Origin of the sequence: Tardiphaga sp. (assembly GCF_044340795.1) — a bacterium.
Classification (GTDB): domain Bacteria; phylum Pseudomonadota; class Alphaproteobacteria; order Rhizobiales; family Xanthobacteraceae; genus Tardiphaga.
The window spans coordinates 1-16,183 of record NZ_JBIISY010000137.1 but is presented as its reverse complement, the minus strand read 5'-3'; the positions used below and the strand labels follow the sequence as shown (position 1 = coordinate 16,183).

The 16,183-nt window shown below is 62.6% G+C and carries 17 protein-coding genes; 12 read left to right on the top strand and 5 right to left on the bottom strand.

The window, feature by feature from the left end:
* The 5 genes from ACIQ17_RS20600 to ACIQ17_RS20580 all read left to right on the top strand — a co-directional run.
* A partial coding sequence (locus ACIQ17_RS20600) for an acyl-CoA thioesterase (RefSeq protein ID WP_398470943.1) occupies window positions 1-292 on the top strand: 292 nt, incomplete at its 5' end.
* Window positions 293-304: 12 nt separating this feature from the next.
* Window positions 305-601, top strand: a complete 297-nt coding sequence (locus ACIQ17_RS20595) for a YciI family protein (RefSeq protein WP_398470942.1) — start codon at window positions 305-307, stop codon at window positions 599-601.
* Between the two features lie 76 nt (window positions 602-677).
* Window positions 678-1,016 carry a P-II family nitrogen regulator gene (locus ACIQ17_RS20590; RefSeq protein ID WP_398470940.1) on the top strand — a complete coding sequence of 113 codons (339 nt, stop codon included), beginning with the start codon at window positions 678-680 and terminating at the stop codon, window positions 1,014-1,016.
* A gap of 402 nt (window positions 1,017-1,418) precedes the next feature.
* Window positions 1,419-1,757, top strand: a complete 339-nt coding sequence (locus tag ACIQ17_RS20585) for a P-II family nitrogen regulator (protein ID WP_211911057.1) — start codon at window positions 1,419-1,421, stop codon at window positions 1,755-1,757.
* A gap of 70 nt (window positions 1,758-1,827) precedes the next feature.
* On the top strand, window positions 1,828-3,267 hold the full coding sequence (locus tag ACIQ17_RS20580; protein WP_398470939.1) for an ammonium transporter: 1,440 nt from the start codon (window positions 1,828-1,830) through the stop codon (window positions 3,265-3,267).
* A 120-nt stretch (window positions 3,268-3,387) separates the two neighbouring features.
* On the opposite strand, the gene ACIQ17_RS20575 is transcribed toward ACIQ17_RS20580, so the two are convergent.
* The gene (locus ACIQ17_RS20575; protein ID WP_398470938.1) at window positions 3,388-3,801 is read right to left on the bottom strand and encodes a PIN domain-containing protein; all 414 of its coding nucleotides are present in this window, start codon (window positions 3,799-3,801) and stop codon (window positions 3,388-3,390) included.
* Window positions 3,798-4,034, bottom strand: coding sequence for an AbrB/MazE/SpoVT family DNA-binding domain-containing protein (locus ACIQ17_RS20570; protein ID WP_398470937.1), 237 nt, complete (start codon window positions 4,032-4,034; stop codon window positions 3,798-3,800). The genes ACIQ17_RS20575 and ACIQ17_RS20570 overlap by 4 nt, the downstream gene beginning before the upstream one ends.
* A 171-nt stretch (window positions 4,035-4,205) precedes the next feature.
* On the opposite strand from ACIQ17_RS20570, the gene ACIQ17_RS20565 reads away from it, so the two are divergent.
* The 4 genes from ACIQ17_RS20565 (at window position 4,206) to ACIQ17_RS20550 (ending at window position 9,925) form a co-directional block, all read left to right on the top strand.
* A complete protein-coding gene (locus ACIQ17_RS20565) occupies window positions 4,206-5,429 on the top strand; it encodes an aminotransferase class I/II-fold pyridoxal phosphate-dependent enzyme (RefSeq protein WP_398470936.1) in 1,224 nt (407 codons plus the stop codon).
* Between the two features lie 21 nt (window positions 5,430-5,450).
* Complete coding sequence (locus ACIQ17_RS20560) at window positions 5,451-7,943, top strand: DNA translocase FtsK (RefSeq protein ID WP_398470935.1); 2,493 nt, start codon at window positions 5,451-5,453, stop codon at window positions 7,941-7,943.
* 193 nt (window positions 7,944-8,136) lie between these two features.
* Complete coding sequence (locus ACIQ17_RS20555; protein WP_398470934.1) at window positions 8,137-9,000, top strand: outer-membrane lipoprotein carrier protein LolA; 864 nt, start codon at window positions 8,137-8,139, stop codon at window positions 8,998-9,000.
* A gap of 109 nt (window positions 9,001-9,109) precedes the next feature.
* Window positions 9,110-9,925 carry an exodeoxyribonuclease III gene (locus ACIQ17_RS20550; protein ID WP_398470933.1) on the top strand — a complete coding sequence of 272 codons (816 nt, stop codon included), beginning with the start codon at window positions 9,110-9,112 and terminating at the stop codon, window positions 9,923-9,925.
* Between the two features lie 100 nt (window positions 9,926-10,025).
* Here ACIQ17_RS20550 and ACIQ17_RS20545 read toward each other — a convergent pair whose 3' ends face one another.
* Window positions 10,026-10,472 carry a cyclic nucleotide-binding domain-containing protein gene (locus ACIQ17_RS20545; RefSeq protein ID WP_398470932.1) on the bottom strand — a complete coding sequence of 149 codons (447 nt, stop codon included), beginning with the start codon at window positions 10,470-10,472 and terminating at the stop codon, window positions 10,026-10,028.
* A gap of 84 nt (window positions 10,473-10,556) precedes the next feature.
* Window positions 10,557-11,243: a response regulator transcription factor gene (locus tag ACIQ17_RS20540; protein WP_211911066.1), complete on the bottom strand. Its 687-nt coding sequence runs from the start codon at window positions 11,241-11,243 to the stop codon at window positions 10,557-10,559.
* A gap of 183 nt (window positions 11,244-11,426) precedes the next feature.
* On the opposite strand from ACIQ17_RS20540, the gene ACIQ17_RS20535 reads away from it, so the two are divergent.
* Window positions 11,427-11,996, top strand: a complete 570-nt coding sequence (locus ACIQ17_RS20535; protein ID WP_398470931.1) for a L,D-transpeptidase — start codon at window positions 11,427-11,429, stop codon at window positions 11,994-11,996.
* Window positions 11,997-12,101: 105 nt separating this feature from the next.
* Here ACIQ17_RS20535 and ACIQ17_RS20530 read toward each other — a convergent pair whose 3' ends face one another.
* On the bottom strand, window positions 12,102-12,776 hold the full coding sequence (locus tag ACIQ17_RS20530) for a YggS family pyridoxal phosphate-dependent enzyme (protein ID WP_398470930.1): 675 nt from the start codon (window positions 12,774-12,776) through the stop codon (window positions 12,102-12,104).
* 131 nt (window positions 12,777-12,907) lie between these two features.
* On the opposite strand from ACIQ17_RS20530, the gene ACIQ17_RS20525 reads away from it, so the two are divergent.
* Together ACIQ17_RS20525 and leuS are read left to right on the top strand one after the other, a co-directional pair.
* Entirely contained in the window at window positions 12,908-14,605 is a 1,698-nt protein-coding gene (locus tag ACIQ17_RS20525) for a diguanylate cyclase domain-containing protein (RefSeq protein WP_398470928.1), read from the top strand.
* A gap of 135 nt (window positions 14,606-14,740) precedes the next feature.
* Window positions 14,741-16,183: leucine--tRNA ligase (gene leuS, locus ACIQ17_RS20520; protein ID WP_398470927.1), on the top strand; the 1,443-nt coding region annotated here is incomplete at its 3' end.

Sequence of the window (16,183 nt, the reverse complement as noted above, 5' to 3'; positions counted from 1 at the left end):
TATGTGCGCGCTGGCTTATGCGTCGGATTTCTCGCTGCTCGATTCCATCATGTCGCGCTATGGCCGCACGTTGTTCGATGGGCAGGCGATGGCTGCGAGCCTCGATCACGCCATGTGGTTTCACCGCCCGTTCCGCGCCGATGAATGGCTGCTCTACAGCCAGGATTCGCCGAGCGCCCAGAACGGCCGCGGTCTCGCCCGCGGCATGATCTTCAAGCCCGATGGCACGCTGGTGGCGTCCGTCGCGCAGGAAGGCTCCGTGCGCGAGCGCCGCGAGAAGCCGAAGAGCTGAGGACGATTACCGATGCCCTATGTGATCGAGACCTGGGACAAGCCCGGCAGCCAGGCCATCCGCGCCGAACATCGCCCTGCGCATCTGGCCTTTCTCGCCGAGCACGCCAGGAAGCTGCTCGCCTGCGGGGCCAAGCTGCATGACGACGGCAGCGATCTCGGCGGCGGCATCTATGTACTCGACACCGAGGAGCGCGCCGAGGCCGAAGCCTTCATCGCCGCCGACCCCTTCACCAAGGCCGAATTGTTCGAACGCGTGAGCATCGTCCGCCAGCGCCGGGCCTATGTGGGCGGTGTCTGCCTTCTGTAGAGGTCCGACCCTATGGCCATGTGTCGCATGATTGCGTAAGCAAAGGCTCGGGATTGCCCCAAACAGGATACCTGTCATGAAGCTCGTGGTCGCGATCATCAAACCGTTCAAGCTCGATGAGGTGCGTCAGGCCCTGACCGCCATCGGCGTGCATGGCATGACCGTGACCGAGGTGAAGGGCTATGGCCGACAGAAGGGCCATACCGAGATGTATCGCGGCGCCGAATATATCGTGAATTTCCTGCCCAAGCTGCGCATCGAGATCGCGGTCGATTCCAACCTCGCCGACCGGACCGTTGAGGTCCTGTCGTCCAGCGCCCGCACCGGCCAGATCGGCGACGGCAAGATCTTCGTCACCCCCATCGACCGCGCCCTCCGCATCCGGACCGGTGAGACCGACAGCGACGCACTCTGAGCGCTTATCGGCTCAACGTGGATTCGATTGAGCTTAGCTGATCCTGCTCGCAGGAGCTGAACCGGCCTCCAAAATAGACATTTCCCGAGCATCTGCCGAAAATCTGCGTGGCGGAATACCGGTTTCTTGCCTTCCGCCTAAGCAGGATTGTGTCGACAGCCTGTCATGCTTTTGTTTTAGGCAGGATTGGCTAGACTTTGAGCGCGACCGAATAGCGCACTCGGCGACCAATGGTGCAAAGCGGGAAAAGCCGCGACTTCACAAGCCGTTAGGCATGTTCAACGAGTTGGCACGGCATTTGATTCTATCAGGTCAGGCTGCGACCGCGTTGTGAATTTCTCCGCGTGGGAACCTCAGTCGAGATCGCCCGACCATTCGTCGGGCCTAGCGGGGATAGGACCCATGAAAATTGTTATGGCGATCATCAAGCCATTCAAGCTTGAGGAAGTCCGTGATGCCCTGACCGCCATTGGCGTTCACGGTTTGACGGTGACGGAAGTCAAAGGCTACGGCCGCCAGAAGGGCCACACCGAAATCTATCGCGGCGCCGAATATGCGGTGAGCTTCCTCCCGAAGATCAAGATCGAAGTCGCTGTCGCCTCCGACCAGGTGGACAAGACCATCGACGCGATCTCCTCGGCGGCTAAGACCGGCCAGATCGGCGATGGCAAGATCTTCGTCATCAGCCTCGAACACGCCGTTCGTATCCGCACCGGCGAGGCCGATGCCGCGGCGCTCTGAGCGCCCGCATCCCCGCCAAGTCTTTCCCTCTCGCAATCAATCCAGTTTCTTCAATCAGGAGTCTCACAAAATGACGTTCAAGCGTCCATCTGGCGCGGGATTGGCGGCACTTGCCGTCGGTCTACTTGCCGCAACCGCGGCTCACGCCGAACCGACGATCAACAAGGGCGACAATGCCTGGCTGATGACCTCGACGGTCCTCGTGCTGCTAATGACCATTCCCGGCCTCGCGCTGTTCTATGGCGGCCTCGTCCGCTCGAAGAACATGCTCTCGGTGCTGATGCAGATCCTCTACACCGTCTGTATCGTCATGATCATCTGGGCCGTCTACGGCTACAGCATCACCTTCACCGGCGGCTCCGCTTTCATCGGCGGCTTCTCCAAGGCCTTCATGGCCGGCATCACGCCGGAATCCATGGCGGGCACCTTCTCGGCTGACGTCGCCGTGCAGGAAATGGTCTATTTCTGCTTCCAGATGACCTTCGCAGCGATCACCCCGTCGCTGATCGTCGGCGCCTTCGCGGAACGCACCAAGTTCGCGGCCGTCGCGCTGTTCGTGCCGCTCTGGGTCACGCTGATCTACTTCCCGATGGCCCACATGGTCTGGTACTGGGCCGGTCCGGACGCGATCGTTGCAGCTGCCAAGGCTGTTGCCGCTGCGGCTCCCGATGCGAAGGCTGCGGCGCAGGCCAAGCTTGATGAAGTGATGGCCGATGGCGGCCAGATCTTCCTGTGGGGCGCGCTCGACTTCGCCGGCGGCACCGTGGTGCACATCAATGCCGGTATCGCGGGCCTCGTCGGCTGCCTGATCATCGGCAAGCGCACCGGCTACGGCAAGGAGCTGATGGCTCCGCACTCACTGACCATGACCATGATCGGCGCTTCGCTGCTCTGGGTTGGCTGGTTCGGCTTCAACGTCGGTTCGAACCTCGAAGCATCGGGCGGCGCAGGCCTCGCGATGGTCAACACCTTCCTCGCCACCGCTGCGGCCGCACTGGCCTGGCTGTTCGCGGAATGGCTGACCAAGGGTCATCCGTCGCTGCTGGGTGCTGCCTCGGGCGCGGTTGCCGGCCTCGTGGCCGTCACCCCGGCCGCCGGTTTCTCCGGTCCGATGGGCGCCCTGGTGCTCGGCCTCGTCGCAGGCTTCGTCTGCCTGTTCTTCTGCACCACCGTGAAGAACGCGCTCGGCTATGACGACTCCCTCGATGTGTTCGGCGTCCACTGCGTCGGCGGCATCATCGGCGCGCTCGGCACCGGCATCCTGGTCAACCCGGCCCTCGGCGGCACCGGCGTGATGGACTATGTCGCTGGCAAGATCGGCGACTACGACTTCGTCACCCAGATGCTGGCACAGAGCAAGGGCGTCCTGCTGACCATCGTGCTCTCGGGCATCGGTTCGGCGATCATCTTCAAGGTCGTCGATGTGATCGTAGGCCTGCGCGTCACGGTCGAAGTCGAGCGCGAAGGCCTCGACGTCACCGAGCACACCGAACGCGCCTACAACATGTAAGTGCCTTATTCCGGCGCTGCGGCGCCGGAGCTTCAGGGATCGATTGGGGCAATACCCGGCAATGTCCCGATCGTCGAAGGGCTCCAGCGCAAGCTGGGGCCCTTCACTTTTTGGGGCTGATCAAACCGGGTTTTCGTCAGGCGCTATCAGCGTGACAGTCGGGAAGTAAGTTCGGTAGCGACGCCGGTCACGGGTAAGAAGCGGGATGTTCGCGACCGTGGCGTGGGCGCCTACGAAGAAGTCTGGAAGTACGCCAGTGCGAATACCACCCGCGCGGCGATATCGCACGAAGGTCTTGCTTGCGAGAAACAATGCAGCTCTTGGCATTGGAGTAAGAGTGATCGCATTCTTCGCGAGACTTTCGTCTAGAATCTCAACTTCATTAAAACGAGCTGAGACTTCAGCATAGATGATGTCATTAATAATCAGCGGTCCGTTGCGAGCGGCTCCGTCAAGCTGATGTTCAGACCACGTCGCCCAATGTTGCCCAGCGATCATAACGTCGAGCAGAACATTGGAATCGACGAGCGTCACTCGGGCTCTCCGCGAAGGAGCGCCATCATTTCATCGGTCGACATGCCTGGTCCCGCGATTCCGCGCAGGCTTTCAAAACGGCCGGAAGGTCGCTGTTCGGGTGCTTTTTCAAGCACGACCTTGCCATCGGTAGCGACGCGAAATTGTACGGGGCTGCCCGGCGCAATACCAAGATGGTCCTGGACCGCCTTCGGTATCGTCACCGAACCTTCTTCGGTGAGTATTTCTGTCATTGAATTCTCCCGAGGCTCTACCTGCAGAAGCAAAGGTAAGACTAGCCGTTCAAACTCCCACCCGTCCATGGTTAATCGGGCCTTAACCTCGCCCCATCTATGGTGGTCTGATCCCATTCCTGCCGATGCCATCGGGCGATCGGCGGCGTTGAAAGTACTGGCGTTTTTCAGATGGCTTCCACGACTCCTCCACAGTTGCATGGTGCGTCCCGGACTTCGGCGGGACCGGATGGCGAGCGCTCGCCATTTGCGCGGCTGACGGAGTTGCTGGCGCCGTATCAGCCCGGTTTGCCGCTGATCACGCTGTCGCTGGGCGAACCGCAACATCCGGTGCCGGACTTTGTCGGGCCGATTTTGGCCAAGCATATCAATGATTTCGGACGCTATCCGATCGCCAAGGGCATCGCGCCGTTTCGCGAGGCTGCGGCGCGCTGGATGGAAAAGCGCTTCAAGCTGCCGCGTGCGGTGGATGCGGAGACGGAAGTCCTGGTGCTGAATGGCAGTCGTGAGGGACTGTTCTTCGCCGGCATCGCGGCGGCGCGTTATGTCGGGCTGCGCGAGGGTAAGCCCGCGATTTTGCTGCCGAATCCGTTCTATCCGGCCTATGGCGCGGGGGCCCGGGCAGCGGGGTGCGAGCCGGTTTTCCTGCCCACCACCCTCGAAAACGGGTTTCTTCCTGACCTCACGAAGATGGATGAGGCACTCTTGCGGCGAACTGTGGCGATCTACATCGCCTCGCCGGCCAACCCGCAAGGTGCTGTGGCCACACCGGAATATTTCAGGCAGCTGCATGCGCTGAGCCTCAAGCACGGCTTCATCGTGCTGTCCGACGAATGCTATTCCGAGATCTATACCCGCGACGCGCCCGGCAGCATGCTGGCGCACGCCGGCCCCGACTTCCAGAACGTCGTCGCGTTCCAATCGCTGTCGAAGCGCTCCAACCTGCCCGGCATGCGCGTCGGCTTCGTCGCAGGCGACAGGAAATTCCTCAGCGCATTCCACGAGTTGCGTAATGTCGCCGCCCCCCAGGTACCGATTCCGCTGCAGCAGGTCGCCGTCGCCGCCTATAGCGACGAGAGCCATGTGGAGGAAAACCGCAGGCTTTACGGGCTGAAATTCGACCTCGCCGACCAGATCCTCGGTAATCGGTACGGCTACAAACGGCCCGCCGGCGGCTTCTGTTTGTGGCTCGATGTCTCGAAATGTGGAGGCGACGAAGAGGCGACAGTGCGGCTTTACAGAGACGGCGGAGTCCGCGTCGTCCCCGGCAGTTACCTCGCCCGGACGCAGCCCGATGGCAGCAATCCCGGCGCCGGCTACATCCGGATCGCCATGGTTCAGGACAGCGATACCACCGCCGAGGCGCTACATCGCATCGTCAAGATTCTCGGCTGATCGCAGGGGCGCGCAGCAAGCATGAGCACCACGATCGAACGTGTCATTCCTCTGGTCGGGCACCTGCCCGCCTCGCTCCGCGAGGCGCTGGGGCGGCGGCTGCGCGAGCTGATGGGCTTTGCCCTTGTCGGCATCGCCGGCGTGGCTGCGGCTGCGATGATGACGTGGTCCGTACAGGACCCGAGCCTGTCGCACGCCACATCGCGCGCGATCCGGAATGTCGTCGGCTATCCCGGCGCGATCGGCGCGGATCTGCTGATGCAGATCCTCGGCCTCGGCGCCATCATGATGATCCTCACCGTCGCCGTCTGGGGCTGGCGGATGATGACGCATCGGCACTTCGATCGTGAAGCACTGCGCTTCACCTGCTGGCTGCTCTGCACCGTCTTCGCGTCGGGCTTCGCCAGCTGCTGGCAGCATGGCGGCTCGTGGCCGCTGCCGACCGGCGTCGGCGGCGTGGTGGGCGATGCGCTGTTCCGCGCGCCGGCCGTCGTGTTCGGCCCTGTCGGCTTCATCTATCGCTTCGTACTCGGTGCCATCTTCTGCGCCCTGATGGCGGTGACGTTCATCTTCGCCTGCGGCTATGGCGCCAAGGCGAAGGAAGAATTCCCGGAAATCGAGGACATCGATGACGAGCCATTCGAGGACGTCGATGAGGAGAAGGATCGCCGCTCCTTCTCTGTGTCGCTCGGCTGGTTCTTCCACGGCGTGATGAGCACCAAGGCGCGCATCGGCCGCGTACTGTCCTTCCTCTATGCCAAATTCGTCACCTCCGGCGGCGAACCGCGCGCAGCTGCCTTCGAGCGTCAGGAGCCGAATCTCGGCGGCCGTCGCCCGAGCCCGTCGATCGCTCCGCATGACGAGTATGAAGACGACGAGCACGAGGAGGAGGAAGAAGAGGAATACGAGGAAGAGGAAGAAGAGGTCGAGGAACAGCCCGCACCCAAGGCGCGCAAGAAATCTTCTGCGAAAGAAACGGTCCGCAAGAACAACAGCGGCAAGTTCGAACTGCCGTCCGTCGGCATGCTCACGGCGCCGAAGGCCGCCGATCGCAAGCCGCTCAGCAAGGCTGAACTCGAAGCCAATTCGCGCGCGCTGGAAGGCGTGCTGCAGGATTTTGGCGTGCGCGGCGAAATCGTCAAAGCCAATCCCGGCCCCGTCGTCACGCTGTACGAACTCGAACCCGCACCGGGCATCAAGTCGTCGCGCGTGATCGGTCTCGCCGACGATATCGCGCGCTCCATGAGCGCCCTCTCGGCACGCGTCGCCGTCGTCCCCGGCCGCAATGCCATCGGCATCGAATTGCCGAACCAGCATCGCGAAAACGTTTACTTGCGCGAACTCCTGCAGGTGCAGGACACCAACGAAGGCATCAAGCTGCCGCTCTGCCTCGGCAAGAATATCGGCGGCGAAAGCATCATTATCGATCTCGCGCGCACACCGCATATGCTGATCGCCGGTACCACCGGTTCGGGTAAGTCGGTGGCCATCAACACCATGATCCTCAGCCTGGTCTATCGGCTGCGGCCCGATCAGTGCCGCCTGATCATGGTCGATCCGAAAATGCTCGAACTGTCCGTTTATGACGGCATCCCGCATCTCCTTACGCCCGTCGTGACCGATCCGAAGAAGGCCGTCGTCGCGCTGAAATGGGCGGTGCGCGAGATGGAAGAGCGCTACAAGCGCATGGCCAAGCTCGGCGTGCGCAATATCGACGGCTACAATGCGCGCCTGATTGAGGCCGGTAAGAAGGGCGAGGAACTCACCCGCACGGTCCACACCGGCTTCGACAAGGAAACCGGCAAGGCGATCTACGAGGAAGAGAAGCTCGACCTCTCGCCGCTGCCCTATATCGTCATCATCGTCGACGAAATGGCCGACCTGATGATGGTGGCCGGCAAGGACATCGAGGGCCTGGTGCAGCGCCTCGCGCAGATGGCACGTGCTGCCGGTCTTCACGTCGTGCTCGCCACGCAGCGCCCGTCGGTGGACGTCATCACCGGCACCATCAAGGCGAACTTCCCGACGCGCATCTCCTTCCAGGTGACGTCGAAGATCGACAGCCGCACCATCCTTGGTGAGATGGGCGCCGAACAGCTGCTCGGCCGCGGTGACATGCTCTACATGGCCGGCGGCGGCCGCATCTCGCGCGTGCACGGGCCGTTCGTGTCGGACGAGGAAGTCGAGAAGGTCGTCAAACACCTCAAGACCCAGGGCGAGCCGGAATATCTCGAGGCGGTCACCGCCGAGGAGCCGGAAGAAGGCGAAGACGGCGCGGTGTTCGACAATACCGGCATGGGCAGCGATGGTGGCGGCGACCTCTATCAGCAGGCCGTCGCCATCGTGAAGCGCGACCGCAAGGCGTCCACCAGCTACATCCAGCGCCGCCTGCAGATCGGCTACAACCGCGCAGCCTCGCTGATCGAACGAATGGAAAATGAAGGGGTCGTGGGCCAGCCGAACCATGCCGGCAAGCGCGAGATCCTGATTGCGGAAGAAGAGAGCGGTTTCTGAGCGCGTGACAGTACCTTGGAACAAACACGCGCAAGAGGCGCAGATGGGGTCGCGAAATCGCCACAGCGCGGGGCTACGGCCAACGCATGCGGCGGACGTGACGTCGGACCGTGTTGAATCCCACGATTTCAAGCCATCGGATCATTCGCTAGAATGCGCCGCGGACGACATCGCCGAGCAGGACGACGTTTTGATGAAACGCGACACCCGATACGCCGCACAGCAGCCCCTCCTGCGCACCAGCGCTGCGGGCATTGCCGCGACTTTTGCTGTCGGCATCATGATGTCATCAGCGCAGGCGCAGACGACGCCATTCCCGCGCCCGGCACCGAAGGCGCGCAATGCCGCGAGCTTCCAGGTGGCGGCATCCGAAACGCAGCCAAACCGGCAGCCGGCCATCGTCACGCCCGTGCAGCAGGCCCAGGCGCCGCGGCAGACCAAGCCGCCAGAGCCGGTGATCCCCGATCCGCGCCGCAACAAGCCGGCCAGCATCTTCATGACCTTCGATGCCAACCAGAAGGCATCGGCGGCGAAGGTCAGCGCCTATCTGTCGAACCTCTCGACGCTGTCGGGCAATTTCGTCCAGGTCGGCCCCGACGGCAGCCGCACCACGGGCGATTTCTACATCCAGAAGCCAGGCAAGGTGCGCTTCGAATACGATGCGCCGACGCCGATCGCGATGGTGGCGGACGGCCAGTCGCTGGCGGTGCGCGATACCAAGCTGGCGACCCAGGACATCTACCCGCTGTCACAGACGCCGCTGCGCTATCTCCTGTCGGATCGCATCGATCTGATGAAGGACACCAATGTCGTCGCGGTGACCTCGGACGAGCTCTACACGTCCGTCATCATCGAGGAGCGCAATGCCGTGGTCGGCACCTCGCGTCTGATGCTGATGATCGGCACCAAGGACGGCCAGCTCAAGCAGTGGACCATCACCGATCCGCAGGGCTACGACACCACGGTGGCGATCTACAACCTGGATACGGTGAAGAAGCCGGATCCGGGTTTGTTCAAGATCGACTTTGCGAGATATCCCAGCGGCGGCGCGAATTAGGCTCGGACCTGTAGCCCGGATAATGCGTAAGCGTCATCCGGGAACCGGCGAGATGTGGAAGCTCTGAATCCCGGATTGCGCTTCGCTCCATCCGGGCTACAAGGGCGCCATGCGCCTCACCCTCACCACCTGGAACATCAATTCCGTCCGCCTGCGTATCGAACTCGTCGCTGACTTCCTGCAGTCCGTGCAGCCCGACGTGCTGTGCCTGCAGGAGACCAAATGCCCCGACGACGCGTTTCCGCTGAAGCGCTTCAAGCAGCTCGGCTACAACCACATCGCGCTGAACGGGCAGAAGGGCTATCACGGCGTTGCCATCGTCTCGAAACTGCCGTTCGACGCCACCGACATCCGCGTGTTCTGCGACAAGCTGGATTCGCGCCACATCTCGGTGGCCTTCGGCGCGCAGGCCGGGCTCACCGCACCGCTGATCGTGCATGATTTCTACGTGCCGGCGGGTGGCGACATTGCCGATCCCGAGGTCAATCCCAAGTTCGCGCACAAGCTCTCGTTTCTCGACGAGATGAAGACCTGCGACGGCCTGCATCCGCGCGGCGATGCCCGGCATATTCTCGTTGGCGATCTCAACGTGGCGCCGCATGAAAACGATGTGTGGTCGCACAAGCAGATGCTGAAGATCGTCTCGCACACGCCGATCGAATGCGAGAAATTGCTGGCCGTACAGAGCGAAGGCAACTGGATCGACGTCGCGCGCGAGCGCATTCCGCTGTCGGAGAAGATCTATACGTGGTGGAGCTACCGCGCCGCCGACTGGGCCGCATCGAATCGCGGCCGGCGGCTGGATCACATCTGGGTATCGAGCGCGCTGAAGGATTCTGTGAGCGACTATCAGGTGCTGCGCGATGCCCGCGGCTGGGAGCGGCCGTCGGATCACGTACCGGTGACGGTGGTGATGGATGTGTAGTTGAGGCTGTAGCCCGGATGAAGCAAAGCGCAATCCGGGGACCGGGGTTTCAGTTAGTTCGACATCCCCGGATTTCGCTACGCTCCATCCGGGCTACAAGTCACCCCAGCTTCGACCTAACCTGCGCGAAATCACTCGCCAGTTCGTTCACCCGTGTCGCCATGTCGTTGCGCAGGCGGACGGCTGCATCGGGATCGCTATCGAGCACGCGCTGGAACAGGCTGCGCGTGATCCGGATCACACTCGAGAATTCCGCGGCTATCGCCGTCGAGCGACGCGGCATCGAGACCAGCAAGGACAGTTCGCCGAGCAGCGTGCCGCGATCTGCCATCACTTCATGATCGCTGCCGTCATCGATGCTGATGCGAAACGCGCCGGACTGCACGACGTAACCGCAATCCGCCTGCTCGTCCTCGCGAAACAACACCGAGCCGCGGGAAAATTCCTGCTGTTCGGAGCCGATGGCGATCACGCGCAACGCGTCACGCCCCAGCAGACGCAGGGTCGGCACGCGCTCGAGCAATGAGACGTCATCCTCAATCGACATAGAAGAAATCGAACAGCAAAACCGCGTGAACCGGAGACGCAGCAGGCAACAACGGGCTAATGGCGAATCGGTCCACTATTCGTATCACGGCACCAACTTGTAGCCACCGGCTTCCGTCACCAGGATTTCAGGATTGGCCGCGTCCTTCTCGATCTTCTGGCGCAGGCGATAGATGTGCGTTTCGAGCGTGTGCGTGGTGACGCCGGAATTGTAGCCCCACACTTCCTGCAGCAGCGTCTCGCGCGACACCGCCATCTGGCCGGCACGATAGAGGAAGCGCAGGATCGCGGTTTCCTTCTCGGTCAGCCGCACCTTCTTGGCATTGGCGCCGGTGAGCATCTTCGAGCCCGGACGGAAGCTGTAGGGACCGACGGTGAAGACGGCGTCCTCGGAAGCTTCGTGCTGGCGCAGCTGGGCGCGGATGCGCGCGAGCAGCACGGCGAACCGGAACGGTTTTGCGACATAGTCGTTAGCGCCGGATTCGAGGCCGAGAATGGTATCGCTGTCGGTATCGTGGCCGGTGAGCATGATGATCGGCGCCTTGAAGCCGCCCTTGCGCAGGCTGCGCACCACTTCGCGGCCATCCGTGTCGGGCAGGCCGACATCCATCAGCACCAGATCGGGAGAATTGGCCTTGGCCGCGCTCGCGCCCTTGGCGCCGGTATCGACGGCGGAGGCCTCGAATTCCTCGTGCAGCGACAATTGCTCGACCAGCGCCTCGCGCAAATCAGTGTCGTCATCCACGATCAAGATCTTGCGGGCATTCGGCATTGCGACAATCCTTTGGACGGCTGCTGCGGCTTCGGCGCTTTGAAACGCGATGAAGTGGAGATCATCACGGTTTCGCGATCCGCATAGTCTAGCGCAAAAAACCAAGCATTCTCAGTGAATGTGGTTTTGCAGCGCGAAATAGAACATTTGCGGTAAACAGCCAAGGCGAAGCGGCGGGATTTGATGGGAAACGTCGTTAATTCAGGTACTTATCGAACAAGCTTGCGTGATCGCCCGGTGAAGCGGGTGCTGATACGCGCTGCAGCGGGAAATCCGCAACGCGGCTGGCTGAGTGTCGATCACACAACAATACCCGTCGCGCTGGGCCGCGGCGGAATCAAGGCGAACAAACGCGAGGGCGACGGCGCAACGCCGCAGGGCGTGTTTCATCCGATCCGGCTGTGGTGGCGTGGCGATCGTCATGTGCGCCCGCGCACGCATCTGCCGATCCGGCTGATCACACCGAATGACGGCTGGTGCGAGGACCCGCGGGACCGGCACTACAACCAGCCGGTCCGGCTCGATCGCGGCGTCGGCGGCGACCGGCTTGCGCGGGAAGATCACCTCTATGATTTCATCATCGAGATCGATCAGAACACGAAGCCGCGGATCGCAGGGCGCGGAAGTGCCGTGTTTCTGCATCTGGCGCGGGACAACTGGGGCCCGACGGCCGGATGCGTCGCTATGCGCAAGGGCGCGATGCTGCGCCTGCTGGAAAGGCTCGGGCCGGAGACGGAGATTGTGATCGGGTGAGATTGTCGGTGAATGTAGGGTGGGCAAAGGCGCCCTTGCGCCGTGCCCACCATCACCAGCCGTGCATTTGAAGGTGGGCACGCTGCGCTTTGCCCACCCTACAGATCAGCGATGCCCGAAAATCGCCGATCCCACGCGCACATAGGTCGCGCCGAACTGGATCGCCGTGGCGAAATCGGCGCTCATGCCCATCGACAATTCCTTCAGCCCATTTCGCGCCGCGATCTTCGCCGTCAGCGCGAAATGCGGCGCCACTGCCTCGTCCACCGGCGGAATGCACATCAGGCCACTGATCTGCAGCCCCCAGTGATCGCGGCAGCGGGCGAGGAAATCATCGGCCTCGGCGGGCGCGATGCCGGCTTTCTGCGGCTCCTCGCCGGTGTTGATCTGGACGAAGAGCTGCGGGCTCTTGCCCTGCGCCGCGATCTCCTTCGCCAGCGCATCACAGAGCGAGGGGCGGTCGACGGAGTGAATTGCGTCGAACAGGGCCACCGCTTCCTTCGCCTTGTTGGACTGCAGCGGACCGATCAGGTGCAGCGCAATCGCGGGTTGAGCCGCCACCAGCGCCGGCCATTTGCCCTTGGCCTCCTGGACGCGGTTTTCACCGAAGACGCGCTGCCCGGCATCGATCACGGGCTGGATTGCATCGGCCTCGAACGTCTTCGATACCGCGATCAAATTGACAGAAGTCCGCTCGCGACGGGCTTCTTTGCAAGCGCGGCGAATCTCGGTCTCGACGGCGGCGAGCCCGCCGGCTGGTGAAGAAGATGTTAACGTCATGGAACCGTGCACTGAATTATTTTCAACCAAGACGCGAGCTTTCATGTGGTCAGCGTCAATTTAAGCGTTCCGCGAAAGGATTTGTGAAGGCTTTGAGGTACCTATGTCCTGCGGGGCTCAGGGATCCGAAGATGTCACGCATCGGTATCAACCGCAATAAAGCCAGGCTCAGGGGAGCTCTTGGCATCCGCGCCCGTTTGGTGCTGTTCGCGCTGATTCTGGTGGGGCCGTTGATGGCCGAGCGCATCCGCTCGCTGCACAATATCCGCGCCCAGCAGATCGCCGCCGCCTCGCAGGATTTCGCCGGCATCGCGCGGCACAGCGCCGATGCGCAGCGTGAAGTGTTCGCATCCATCGAGGCGGTGCTGAAATCCTCGGCCTATATCTATTCGACCGCGGCGCAGGTGAATCGCAGCTGCGCCATCATGCGCGCCAGCCTGCGCGGCAACATGCCGTGGCTGCGCAGCCTCACCGTCGCAGGTGTCGACGGCGTCGCACGCTGTTCGACCTGGCCCGAGGTCGTCGACAACCAGTTCAACTTCAGCGACCGGCCCTATTTCAAAGACGCGATCGCGAGCGGCGAGTTCACCGTCAGCGACTATGTGTTCAGCCGGCTCTCCAATCTGCCGACGGTGATGGCCGCCTATCTTGCGCCCGGCGAAACCCGCGCCGACGACGCCGTGATTCTCGCGGCCGTGAATCTCGACTGGATGTCGAAGTTGATGAGCAATCTCGGCGAACGTCCGGGCGTCACCGCCTTGCTGGTCGATCACGCCGGCACCGTACTGGCGGCGCCACCGAACAATGCCGAGGCCGTCGGTCGGCCAATGGACGACCTGTCGCTTCTGCCCTTGATTGCCGCGGACCTGCGCAATTCCCAGCGGCAGTCGGGCTCGCTGTCCTTCACCGCCGATGACGGCACCCAGCGCGCAGCATCCTTCGCCACCATTCCCGGCACCAGCGCGCAACTGATCGTCAGCATCGACGAGGCGCGCGTATCGGCCGTCGCCGATCACGAGATCCGCAACGCCTATATCCAGCTCGCCATCGTCTGCCTGTTCGTGCTGCTCGGCGCACTGGTGGTGGCCGAGCGCATGATCATCAAGCCGATCCAGGCGATCTCGACCATGGCCAAGCGCTTCGGCCGCGGCGACTGGTCCGCACGCATGCCGCGCAGTTCGCTGCCGGCGGAATTCGTGCCGCTTGCCCGCGCCTTCTATGGCATGGCGGCACAACTGCGCGGTCGCGAGCGTGAATTGCGCGCGAGCAACGAGCAGCTGACGGTGCTGGCCTCGGTGGACATGTTGTCCGGTCTCGCCAACCGCCGCGGCTTCCAGAGCCGGCTCGATTTCGAATGGCTGCGCGCCCAGCAATCCGGCGACGACCTGGCGCTGCTGATGATCGATGTCGATCACTTCAAGCTGTTCAATGACAGCTATGGCCATCCCCAGGGCGATGCCTGCCTGGCGCGCGTCGGCGCCGAGCTTTCAGAACTGGCCGATCGCGTTTCCGGATTTGCCGGGCGCTATGGTGGCGAGGAATTCTGCCTGCTGCTGCCGGGTATCGACACCGCCTCCGGCATGCAGATCGGGGAAATGGTCCGTCTGGCGATCTGGAACCTGATGGTGCCGCATGCCACCAGCACCTATCAGCGCGTCACGGTCAGCGTCGGCGTCGCCGCCGCGGCCCCGGCCCATCTCGACACCGCCCGCGATCTGATCGAGGCCGCCGACGCCGCGCTGTATGTCGCGAAACGGCGGGGCCGGAATGCGGTGGTCGAACATGGGTTTGTGCGGAATTTCGACACCGCGGTGTCGCTGAGCGCCTAGTTCCGGGAGCGTGGCCAAAGCGACGCGAGCCCACCTTGACAGGGTCACGACTTCCCAGCTTAACCCATTGACCCACCGCGGTCTTTTGTGGCCTAGTCCCGGCCCTTAGAGGCCCCGGAACAGACTGCCGAATCGATGACGAACGAACGCTATAACGCCCGCGAGACCGAACCGCGCTGGCAGCGCGTGTGGGACGACAAGGCGATCTTCGCCACCAAGAATGAGGATCCCCGGCCGAAATATTACGTGCTCGAGATGTTTCCCTATCCATCGGGGCGCATCCATATGGGCCATGTCCGCAACTACACCATGGGCGACGTGCTGGCGCGGCTGAAGCGCGCCAAGGGTTTTAACGTCCTCCATCCGATGGGCTGGGACGCTTTCGGCCTGCCCGCCGAAAACGCCGCCATCGAGCGCAAGGTGGCGCCGAAGGCGTGGACCTACGAGAACATCGCCTCGATGAAGAAGCAGCTGCAGACCATGGGTCTGTCGCTGGACTGGGCGCGCGAATTCGCGACCTGCGACCCCAGCTATTACAAGCATCAGCAGAAGATGTTCACCGACTTCCTCGCCGCCGGCCTGGTCGAGCGCAAGAAGTCGAAGGTGAACTGGGACCCGGTTGATCACACCGTGCTCGCCAATGAGCAGGTGATCGACGGCCGCGGCTGGCGCTCGGGCGCTGTCGTCGAGCAGCGCGAGCTGACCCAGTGGTTCTTCAAGATCACGAAGTATTCGCAGGACCTGCTCGACGCACTGGAGAAGCTGGATCGCTGGCCGGACAAGGTCCGCCTGATGCAGCACAACTGGATCGGTCGTTCCGAAGGCCTGCATTTCGAATTCGGACTGGTCGGCGCGCCGAAAGGCTTCGAGAAGCTGCCGGTGTTCACGACGCGGCCGGACACGATGTATGGCCCGACCTTCGCGGCCATCTCGCCGGATCATCCGCTGGCGAAGAAACTGGCGGAGAGCGATCCGAAGATCGCGGCCTTCATCGACGAGTGCCACAAGCTCGGTACCTCGCAGGCCGAGATCGACACCGCAGAGAAACTTGGCTTCGACACCGGCATCAAGGCCGCGCATCCGGCCGATGCCAACTGGCACCTGCCGCTCTACATCGCAAACTTCGTGCTGATGGATTATGGCACCGGCGCCGTGATCGGTTGTCCCGCCCATGACCAGCGCGACCTCGATTTCGCGCGCAAATACGGCATCGACGTGCTCGATGTATTCGTGCCGGTCGGCAGCGACGAGCGCGTGGGCAACACCGCTTTTGTGCCGGCCAAGACCGACACCGTGCAATATATCCGCTGGGTCGGCGAGCCCGGCGTGATGACCTGCGAAGAGGCGATGAAGAAGTCGCTGGCGATCTTCGAGAAGGATGGCTGGGGCAAGCGCGAAGTGAACTTCCGCCTGCGCGACTGGGGCATTTCGCGCCAGCGCTATTGGGGTTGCCCGATCCCGATCATCCATTGCGAAAAATGCGATGTAGTGCCGGTGCCGGCGAAGGACCTGCCTGTCGTGCTGCCGGAGGATGTGACCTTCGACAAGCCGGGCAATGCGCTCGACCATCACCCGACC

What these genes read in the sequence shown, in the direction of transcription:
- ACIQ17_RS20525 (WP_398470928.1), top strand. Translation starts at nt 12,908, where the DNA reads ATGTCACGCATCGGTATCAACCGCAATAAAGCCAGGCTCAGGGGAGCT.
- ACIQ17_RS20550 (WP_398470933.1), top strand. Translation starts at nt 9,110, where the DNA reads ATGCGCCTCACCCTCACCACCTGGAACATCAATTCCGTCCGCCTGCGT.
- ACIQ17_RS20580 (WP_398470939.1), top strand. Translation starts at nt 1,828, where the DNA reads ATGACGTTCAAGCGTCCATCTGGCGCGGGATTGGCGGCACTTGCCGTC.
- ACIQ17_RS20535 (WP_398470931.1), top strand. Translation starts at nt 11,427, where the DNA reads ATGGGAAACGTCGTTAATTCAGGTACTTATCGAACAAGCTTGCGTGAT.
- ACIQ17_RS20540 (WP_211911066.1), bottom strand. Translation starts at nt 11,243, where the DNA reads ATGCCGAATGCCCGCAAGATCTTGATCGTGGATGACGACACTGATTTG.
- ACIQ17_RS20530 (WP_398470930.1), bottom strand. Translation starts at nt 12,776, where the DNA reads ATGACGTTAACATCTTCTTCACCAGCCGGCGGGCTCGCCGCCGTCGAG.
- ACIQ17_RS20545 (WP_398470932.1), bottom strand. Translation starts at nt 10,472, where the DNA reads ATGTCGATTGAGGATGACGTCTCATTGCTCGAGCGCGTGCCGACCCTG.
- ACIQ17_RS20565 (WP_398470936.1), top strand. Translation starts at nt 4,206, where the DNA reads ATGGCTTCCACGACTCCTCCACAGTTGCATGGTGCGTCCCGGACTTCG.
- ACIQ17_RS20585 (WP_211911057.1), top strand. Translation starts at nt 1,419, where the DNA reads ATGAAAATTGTTATGGCGATCATCAAGCCATTCAAGCTTGAGGAAGTC.
- ACIQ17_RS20555 (WP_398470934.1), top strand. Translation starts at nt 8,137, where the DNA reads ATGAAACGCGACACCCGATACGCCGCACAGCAGCCCCTCCTGCGCACC.
- ACIQ17_RS20590 (WP_398470940.1), top strand. Translation starts at nt 678, where the DNA reads ATGAAGCTCGTGGTCGCGATCATCAAACCGTTCAAGCTCGATGAGGTG.
- ACIQ17_RS20560 (WP_398470935.1), top strand. Translation starts at nt 5,451, where the DNA reads ATGAGCACCACGATCGAACGTGTCATTCCTCTGGTCGGGCACCTGCCC.
- ACIQ17_RS20570 (WP_398470937.1), bottom strand. Translation starts at nt 4,034, where the DNA reads ATGACAGAAATACTCACCGAAGAAGGTTCGGTGACGATACCGAAGGCG.
- ACIQ17_RS20595 (WP_398470942.1), top strand. Translation starts at nt 305, where the DNA reads ATGCCCTATGTGATCGAGACCTGGGACAAGCCCGGCAGCCAGGCCATC.